8 protein-coding genes are annotated in these 7,206 nt (G+C 31.3%); 2 read left to right on the top strand and 6 right to left on the bottom strand.

The window, feature by feature from the left end; translation table 11 throughout:
- A partial coding sequence (locus IJI93_RS08650; protein ID WP_292822153.1) for a hypothetical protein occupies positions 1–224 on the bottom strand: 224 nt, incomplete at its 3' end.
- A 593-nt stretch (positions 225–817) separates the two neighbouring features.
- Here IJI93_RS08650 and IJI93_RS08645 point away from each other — a divergent pair.
- Entirely contained in the window at positions 818–1,210 is a 393-nt protein-coding gene (locus tag IJI93_RS08645; RefSeq protein WP_292822151.1) for a protease inhibitor I42 family protein, read from the top strand.
- A gap of 141 nt (positions 1,211–1,351) precedes the next feature.
- Here the strand turns inward: IJI93_RS08645 and IJI93_RS08640 are convergent, their stop codons facing one another.
- Positions 1,352–2,077: a hypothetical protein gene (locus tag IJI93_RS08640; protein ID WP_292822149.1), complete on the bottom strand. Its 726-nt coding sequence runs from the start codon at positions 2,075–2,077 to the stop codon at positions 1,352–1,354.
- 284 nt (positions 2,078–2,361) lie between these two features.
- Here IJI93_RS08640 and IJI93_RS08635 point away from each other — a divergent pair, with 284 nt between their 5' ends.
- A complete protein-coding gene (locus IJI93_RS08635; protein ID WP_292822147.1) occupies positions 2,362–3,963 on the top strand; it encodes a hypothetical protein in 1,602 nt (533 codons plus the stop codon).
- A 142-nt stretch (positions 3,964–4,105) separates the two neighbouring features.
- Here the strand turns inward: IJI93_RS08635 and IJI93_RS08630 are convergent, their stop codons facing one another.
- The 4 genes from IJI93_RS08630 to IJI93_RS08615 all read right to left on the bottom strand — a co-directional run.
- Entirely contained in the window at positions 4,106–4,504 is a 399-nt protein-coding gene (locus IJI93_RS08630) for a hypothetical protein (RefSeq protein WP_292822145.1), read from the bottom strand.
- Positions 4,505–4,776: 272 nt separating this feature from the next.
- Positions 4,777–5,733 carry a hypothetical protein gene (locus tag IJI93_RS08625; RefSeq protein ID WP_292822143.1) on the bottom strand — a complete coding sequence of 319 codons (957 nt, stop codon included), beginning with the start codon at positions 5,731–5,733 and terminating at the stop codon, positions 4,777–4,779.
- Between the two features lie 243 nt (positions 5,734–5,976).
- Positions 5,977–6,792, bottom strand: coding sequence for a 5'/3'-nucleotidase SurE (surE, locus tag IJI93_RS08620; protein ID WP_292822141.1), 816 nt, complete (start codon positions 6,790–6,792; stop codon positions 5,977–5,979).
- A 128-nt stretch (positions 6,793–6,920) separates the two neighbouring features.
- Positions 6,921–7,206, bottom strand: a 286-nt coding sequence (locus IJI93_RS08615) for a hypothetical protein (protein ID WP_292822139.1), incomplete at its 5' end; no start/stop codon positions are given.

Below are 7,206 nucleotides of genomic sequence, written 5' to 3'. Positions count from 1 at the left end.
CCACCACCAATACCAGACTCTAAATCAGCATAAAAAGGAGTATATTCTCCACCACCAATACCAGACTCTAAATCAGCATAAAAAGGAGTATATTCTCCACCACCAATACCAGAACCTAAATTAATTTCTTGAATACAATTTGAGTCAGGATCTGCTGCTGAAACGCAGCTGATACCAAATATTAAAAATAACGCCAATATTGAAATTGATAGAATTTTTTTCATATTTAATACCTCATAATTATTAGGAAATATTTAATTTCCATTTTGTTTATTAAGAGCTCATGTTCATTTAAAATCCATGAATAATGATGAGTTAGTGATAATATAAAAAATACCACGATTAATCTTCAAAAATGCAAATCGATTTTTGGAAGATTAAAAGCTAATGCAAATTCATTGAATCCTTCCTCTGAACTTCTTTCATGAACAGTAAGCTGCTCATAAATATAGATTATTTAAAACTATATATAAAGATTTGCGAATGTAAGTGCTTACTTGCATTATAAATCACCAAAGAAAAACAAAACGAGCGATAATTAAAAAAATAGGCATTCTAAATCGATTTTGCATAATTTCAAAAAAACCAACCAAATTAATTTATTCAGTGTTTTAATATAAATATTTACTTTAAATTAAAAAATAATAGTTAATTTATAATTATTAAAAAAAATATTACTTTTTAAAATGATAAATAATCATAGAAGAGCATAAAATTAATTTAGGTTATCCAAAAAATTTATATATCAAATGTCTTAACATCAATAGTAAGTACTACTTCATCGATGCAGTAGTACAAAAAATTTGGAGGTCAAAATATGAAAACAAATTTTGATACAAAAATACAAATAGCACTAATATCATTAGTGGCTTTATCATTGTTTGTTGGTATCAGCTGTATTTCAGCAGCGGATATTGATGCAAATAATGGCGTCAGTAACTTAAATGTAATACCTGACAGCAATAACGATTTTACTATGACAGTACCAAGTAATGCGGGTACCGGATACCACTGGGAAGTTAGCCCAGAAACCTACGGCGTTGACATTGGAGAAAGCAAATTTGTTGAAGACCATCCTGGATGTGTAGGTTCTTCCGGAACAGACTACTTTAGTTTCCATATAAATAGTGATGATTACTATGTTAAATTAGTTTTAATCAGCCCAACTGGCGAAATCGTCAAAGAAGTTGATTCAAACATGTTAAACTGATTAATATGCCTTTAAGAATAAATTAGTAGATTTTATCCTAATTTATTCTTATCTTTCTTTATGAAAAATTGAAAATTAACATTTCAATTTAAAACCTTTATTATTTTTTTATTGCATTTCTTTTTTAATCAAAAGTTAACATTAATAATAAATTGGCAAGGTATCAATAGTCTTAATCAAGTCTCTTGCAACTAGTGTTTTATTGTATTGGCTATTCTTTTGAGGAGTTTCAAAAAGGATTACAGTATGATCATTTTTCTCGATTGGTATTGTTACCCATTCTGGTGAAGTACCTGCATTGATTGTCAATATCGGATAACTCAAATTATTAGCTATCCTATATGCATATTCCATTTCAAGGTCGGATTCGTTATCCATAACGCCAACATATTTCTGATATTCCCAATAGCTTTCCATTTCATGGATATCAATAACAAGATAAGGATTATATTTCTCAATATCAGGAACAACAAATTTATTAGCCAGCATTTCACCCATATGCCTATTTGTATTATAATCACTAGTATTCAATCCGCTATCATTATAATTGAGTTTAATGAAGTATACAATATACTTTCTGTTAAGTTCATTGTTTTTGGTAAAATTAATAATTGACTCGTTTGTAGCATTATGAATGCCTCCTTCAAGACTATGAACGCCCAATATCACGATTGCAGTATCATCGGATGAATTATTGCCGCATACAATTTTATAAACAGTACCGTTGGAGTTACTTCCAAGTATTGTAGTATAATTATCCAAAATTTCAATTTCTTGCTGTTCTTCAGGATGTGCAAAAGTTGCAATTACAACAAGAATAATAAGTAAAATAAATATAGCCAATAAAACTTTAGTTATTTTTTTCATTGTAACTTATTTTTATCTTTAAAAGTATATAAAATTTTAAAACGAAATTACTGCTAATTTAAAGAGGTTGATTAATACAATTAAATCCCTTATTTTTCATATTTTTTTAATAAGTTAGGTGATAACCCCAATTCTTTTTTTGCAAAGGAAATATTGTGCAACTCATTTTCTGATATGTTTCTAGACACAATTTTATATATATCGATGAGTAAAATATATCATATTGATTAAATATAACCATAAATATAAGTTAATCAAAGGAGGTGAGGAAGATTTATCGAAATATGAAAAGATTGTTCATAATACTGTCACTAATTTTTATTTTAGCAAATATTTCTGCAATAAGCGCGACTGAAATCGATGATAATGTCCTGACCTTCGATGAAAACCAACTGGAACTCACTGATGGAAATCAAATAGTAGTTACTCCAAATCAAGACTTAAAGCAGATAATCTATGATTGTGCTGTCAATGACGTTATCCTTTTAAAGCCTGGAACCTATAAGGTTCATGACATCAATTTGACTAAAAACATCACATTTCAGGGAAATGGAAACGCAAGAGACATAACAATTGACGGTGAAAAGAAAGGCACCATTTTCCATGTGGAAAGTCCAGCGGTTTACGCTACATTCAACAACATTACATTCATTAATGGTTTGACCGATTCCTTTGGCGGCGCTATTTCAATGGTAACCGGGAACGTATTTGTGGACAGCTGCAATTTCATCAACAATACGGCTCTGAGTGACACCAATGCAGGTGCAATCGCGAATTTCGGAACTTTGGAAAATAAAGGTTACCTATTTGTTAACAATTCATTTTTTATGAATAACCATGCCGACCAAGATGGAGGGGCAGTTGCAACCACTTATGCAAACTCAGACATCTATAACTCTGTTTTTATAAACAATTCCGCTCGTCGTGACGGTGGTGCTTTTAGAGTAAGCGTTGAGGGTTATGCAAATGTTCAAGACTGCATTTTCATGTTTAATTATGCAAAAGAATGGGGCGGTGCATACTACAGTTGGGTTGGCGGATCAAACATTGAGAGATGTATATTCCTAAACAATACTGCAGGCACTAACGGCGGTGCAATAATGGTTTCAGGAAACCTTAATCTTACAGACTCCATTATCGTAAACAATACTGGAAAAAGAACAGGAGGATCATTTTACATCCAGGAACCAATGAACGATAATCCTGCAGTAATTAAAGTCAAAAATAATTTAATTACAAACAATACCTCCCGTCTTGGAAAGGAAATTTTTGTAAAATGGAGAAATTCCAAACTGTTATATACATACTTTGACGGCAACGATTGGGGAGATGAAGACCCGAATGATTCATCTCTAATTGATCCTAATAATAATATTAGAACCAAATATAGGGAAATATCTTCAACAATTAAATCTAATCTATTAGATGAATTGGATATGAGTTTAATGGACAAATATGATGATTTAATTCATCCAAAACTTCCAAATAGCGAAGATGACAATCAAAATCAAAACACTGAAGAAGATGTTAATAATGATGTGCCGGATGAAAACTTAATTCCTATAAACTCCAATAACAAAAGTGACGTGATTTTAGACAACAATACCATCACAGATATTGTCCAAACCATTGAAAACATCACACAAACAATTACAAATGCTTCCCAAACTATCGCAAACACTTCACAAACTTTACAGGATATGCTTATTGAGGATAGTGCTGTTGGAGATTTAACATCTGCTGGGGAAAACAAGAATGCTTATGAGTTAAATGAAAAAGATTCTGTAGCTAAGCAAGCTTATCCTCACATTGAATACTTCATTGCATTAGCCATTATTATATTTTTAGCACTACTTATTGGTTATAGAGAAAAAAACAAAGAGTGAATTTTTCTATTTATTCAACTTATTTTTTAATTAAACAATAAATAAAAAGTCAAGTGTTTAAAAATTGATTTTGAAAAATAGGGAGGAAAGAAAGCATGATTTTGAATCATGCTTTTTGAATAAAAAGGTCAATTTTTAAATTTTAGTTGTTTCTTCTGAGTACTGCGTAACCGCCGATGATTCCGGTTACTGCTAATAATGCAATGATTGGGTTACCGGTTACAGGCATTTTGTGAGCTGCGGTAACATTATGGGTTGCATTATTTGTTACATTTGCTGTAACGTTTGCTGTAACATTTTGTGTTGCATTGCCTGTTGCGTTTCCTGTTGCATTTAAAATTGGGTTTCCGTCAGCGTCTAAAGGTACGTAGCCAGTTTGGTTTTCGAGAGGTAAACCGTTACCAGGTTCTAATCCGTCAGCTTCAGCCATATCGTAGTTGCTTCCAGCGTATCCGTCTTGATCTGCAGCGCAAACAACACCTGCAGACACAATTAAGCAAAAAATTGCAAGTAAAGTTAATAATTTTTTGTTGAAATCCATAAGTATCACCTTTGTTATAATTGAATTGAGTTGTGAAATAATAGCATTTCACTGCACAAATAATTATATGAAAAAGGCATTATATAAAGCTTTTCGAATGCAAGTGCTCACTTACATCTTAAAAAATAAAATAAAGAAATATTAATTAAATAAATAAAAAATAAAAAGATTTAAAAAAATAATATTAAATTTAAAGTCTTTTTCTATCGTTTTCAATTTAAATTTGAAAAAGAAAAATCAATAAATAACCCCATGTAAAAAAAGATGGAAAATTATCTTTTATGCCTGACATATCTCACAAACTTGGATGCCCCATATGATATTGCTCCAATAAAGACAATGCAGCCGATAATAATGCCCAAATGTGAATCATCGTTGGAAAATTTCAAGGTATCAAGACTTTTATATGCCGGAGCAATAGGAATATCCTCGGCTTTAGTTAGATTTCCATTAATGTAAACATCATCAACACAGCCAGTATAGTTAACGCCTAAAAGGGATCCGTCCTCATTGGAAACATATATATCAACATATGTATCATCTCCTGAATGGAAATCATAAGTTATTATATCCCTTCTGTCAAGCCCGTATTTGTCTGATTGTGCCAATTCAACCATATCCTTAATTTTATCATCACTGCCTAAAGAAAGATTGCCTGCCCTTGACAGGGAATAGTCGTTTGGAAGGGAAATATATTGTCCGGGTTGCAGCTGGCCAGTCTTGACCATATCCACAGTAGCAAATCCATAATTTCCATTTGGCGCCTTAATGATGAAATGTCCTCTGCCATAAGGTTTTTTAATGCTTTGAATCTCTTCCAATTTTTCTTTAGAAATGGTGTAGTCATCGTTAATCATTTCAAAGGAGATATTTTCACATTTTTCACTGTCAATACCATCATCAATACCTCCAAATCCAATCATCCAACCATCTTTAGTGATGATTACATGAGAAAAATACTTTCCATCGGTCTTATACTGTTTAATGGCAGGAATTCCATGCCAATCGATATTTTCTATTTTAATATCAGCAGTTACATTTGAATCTCGCCTGAAAGTCATGATGCTGTCAGCACCATCTTCCTGTAGGATAATGGAACAGCAGCCGAATCCATCAGTTTGATTTGCCAAAATAGTTTTGTCATTTTGATAATTAGCTGCGCAAACACCAATCACCGAAATTAACATGATTGCAATAGAGATTATTAAAAGCTTATTTTTTAAATTCATAAAAATCATTAAAATATTTGATAAACATTAAAAAATTACATGGCAATTAAAAAAATTATTATTTAATTTTTTATATTTTATTACATATATACCTAATTTACTAGGATATATGATTTAAACTAAAGCATGATGCATCTCATATATGCCATGATTAATTTGCCATGTTCAATGATTTAACCTATGTTTAATGAACCAATACTCTGTTTATATTGATAATATTTTTTTGATATATTCCTAAAAAATTTACCAGCCATCCAATTCCTTAAATGTCATGTTGGCTTTAAGAGGAGTTAGGCTTGGTCGTTTTTCAACGAGCAATGCATATCCGTCACTGCCTTTTTCATATTCCTTAACCAAATTAGATACAATCATGATTAAATCATCACTGTTTTGATTTTCCTTTAAATGATGGTTAAATATGTCTCTTTTTTCCTCATTTGTATTGTCAATTACTTTTTTATTAAGCATCTTATGTGACAAATGTGTTATTTTAACGTCTTCTGACTCATAATTTGACGGAACATTTAAATTGAATAAGTCCACACCTTCCGGAAATCCTTCATTTTTTATTTTCAAAACCAAATCATGCAATACCTTTTTTGTAAGGGTAAAATCATAATCAACATACCATTCACCATTTTCATCCTGTTTATAAGCTGTTTTAGGGTCTACAAACAGTGAAACGGCAATAGCAGGAATTCCCAAGCTGACCGCTTCAAGGGCAGCACAAACCGTTCCTGAAGATGTAATATCACAACTTACATTTACTCCCTGATTTATTCCAGAAATGACCAAATCCGGTTTTTCATCCATTACGTAATCAGCACCGACAACAACTGAATCTGCAGGACTGCCTGAAACAGAATAAGCAGAACTTCCATCCTCAAGTTTGCAGGAAACAATTTTTAAATGTTTAAACAAGGTCAATCTTCGACCAACACTGCTGTTATTTCTATCTGGAGCTACAACATAAACGTTGCCCAAATCCTCAACGGCCTGCTTTGCGGCTAATATTCCCGGTGCAAAAACACCATCATCATTTGAAATTAAAATATTCATAAGTCCCCAACCTATCTTTATTTTATATCTTTACGGATATTAACACAATTATATAATTATTAAGATTATATTATTATAATATTTTTTGAAGATAATTTCTTAAATAAATTTAAATTTTAACTAAACAATCAGTTTAAGTAATAAAGATGATATGACCTATAACTGTAAATTTCACTATAATTATCCAAGGACAATTTTTTTTGTGAAATAATATACGAAGGAGCTTCAATATCCGAAAAATTATAACCATTGTCAACCGTTACATTTACCTGCAAGTACCATTTTATTATCCTATAATCTCTAAGGTTTGATGCAAAAGTTTTTTGATGATAATCAGAATCGTTGCTGATAATAAAATCCGTTACATGAGAGACATCATAATGGTTACCTGTAATTTCATCTCCCACAATAAAT

The organism is Methanobrevibacter sp., from assembly GCF_017431965.1.
In the GTDB taxonomy this organism is placed as follows: domain Archaea; phylum Methanobacteriota; class Methanobacteria; order Methanobacteriales; family Methanobacteriaceae; genus Methanocatella.
This window is presented reverse-complemented; position numbering and strand designations above follow the sequence as displayed.

Excerpts from the sequence above, each read along its gene's own strand:
- surE (WP_292822141.1), bottom strand. The coding sequence starts at position 6,792 with ATGAATATTTTAATTTCAAATGATGATGGTGTTTTTGCACCGGGAATA.
- IJI93_RS08645 (WP_292822151.1), top strand. The coding sequence starts at position 818 with ATGAAAACAAATTTTGATACAAAAATACAAATAGCACTAATATCATTA.
- IJI93_RS08625 (WP_292822143.1), bottom strand. The coding sequence starts at position 5,733 with ATGAATTTAAAAAATAAGCTTTTAATAATCTCTATTGCAATCATGTTA.
- IJI93_RS08635 (WP_292822147.1), top strand. The coding sequence starts at position 2,362 with ATGAAAAGATTGTTCATAATACTGTCACTAATTTTTATTTTAGCAAAT.
- IJI93_RS08640 (WP_292822149.1), bottom strand. The coding sequence starts at position 2,077 with ATGAAAAAAATAACTAAAGTTTTATTGGCTATATTTATTTTACTTATT.
- IJI93_RS08630 (WP_292822145.1), bottom strand. The coding sequence starts at position 4,504 with ATGGATTTCAACAAAAAATTATTAACTTTACTTGCAATTTTTTGCTTA.